Origin of the sequence: Saccharothrix coeruleofusca (assembly GCF_014648515.1) — a bacterium.
GTDB lineage: Bacteria > Actinomycetota > Actinomycetes > Mycobacteriales > Pseudonocardiaceae > Actinosynnema > Actinosynnema coeruleofuscum.
The window spans coordinates 1-1,432 of the sequence record NZ_BMRG01000053.1; the positions used below are offsets into that span (position 1 = coordinate 1).

Below are 1,432 nucleotides of genomic sequence, written 5' to 3' on the forward strand. Positions count from 1 at the left end.
TGGTCGGTTCGGTTCCTTCAGAACCGCACAGTGGATGCGTAGCGTCTTCGTGACAAGTCCTCGGCCTATTAGTACCGGTCAACTCCAGCCGTTACCGACCTTCCATCTCCGGCCTATCAACCCAATCGTCTCTTGGGGGCCTTAACCCACAAAGGGTGGGATACCTCATCTAGGAACGAGCTTCCCGCTTAGATGCTTTCAGCGGTTATCCCTTCCGAACGTAGCCAACCAGCAATGCCCCTGGCGGGACAACTGGCACACCAGAGGTCCGTCCGTCCCGGTCCTCTCGTACTAGGGACAGCCTTCCGCAAGTATCCTACGCGCGCGGCGGATAGGGACCGAACTGTCTCACGACGTTCTAAACCCAGCTCGCGTACCGCTTTAATGGGCGAACAGCCCAACCCTTGGGACCTACTCCAGCCCCAGGATGCGACGAGCCGACATCGAGGTGCCAAACCATGCCGTCGATATGGACTCTTGGGCAAGATCAGCCTGTTATCCCCGGGGTACCTTTTATCCGTTGAGCGACCACGCTTCCACAAGCCATGGCCGGATCACTAGTTCCGACTTTCGTCCCTGCTCGACCCGTCGGTCTCACAGTCAAGCCCCCTTGTGCACTTGCACTCGACACCTGATTGCCAACCAGGCTGAGGGAACCTTTGAGCGCCTCCGTTACCCTTTGGGAGGCAACCGCCCCAGTTAAACTACCCACCAGGCACTGTCCCTGATCCGGATCACGGACCGAGGTTAGACATCCAGTACGACCAGAGTGGTATTTCAACGACGACTCCACAACCACTGGCGTGGCCGCTTCACAGTCTCCCACCTATCCTACACAAGCCGAACCGAACACCAATACCAAGCTATAGTAAAGGTCCCGGGGTCTTTCCGTCCTGCCGCGCGTAACGAGCATCTTTACTCGTAATGCAATTTCGCCGGGCCTGTGGTTGAGACAGTCGAGAAGTCGTTACGCCATTCGTGCAGGTCGGAACTTACCCGACAAGGAATTTCGCTACCTTAGGATGGTTATAGTTACCACCGCCGTTTACTGGCGCTTAAGTTCTCAGCTTCGCCCCGAAGAGCTAACCGGTCCCCTTAACGTTCCAGCACCGGGCAGGCGTCAGTCCGTATACATCGTCTTGCGACTTCGCACGGACCTGTGTTTTTAGTAAACAGTCGCTTCTCGCTGGTCTCTGCGGCCGAAAAATCCTAGCCCGCAAGGGGCTTCAAATCCCTCGGCCCCCCTTCTCCCGAAGTTACGGGGGCATTTTGCCGAGTTCCTTAACCACAGTTCGCCCGATCGCCTCGGTATTCTCTACCTGACCACCTGTGTCGGTTTGGGGTACGGGCCGCATGAACACTCACTAGAGGCTTTTCTCGGCAGCATGGGATCACCCTACTTCGCCTCAATCGGCTATGCATCACGTCTCAG

Annotated in this window: 1 rRNA gene; it reads right to left on the reverse strand. The window is 56.8% G+C overall.

Annotation, left to right across the window (positions count from 1 at the left end):
- Positions 1 to 48: 48 nt before the first annotated feature.
- Positions 49 to 1,432, reverse strand: a 23S ribosomal RNA gene (locus tag IEZ00_RS36000); the annotation flags it as partial.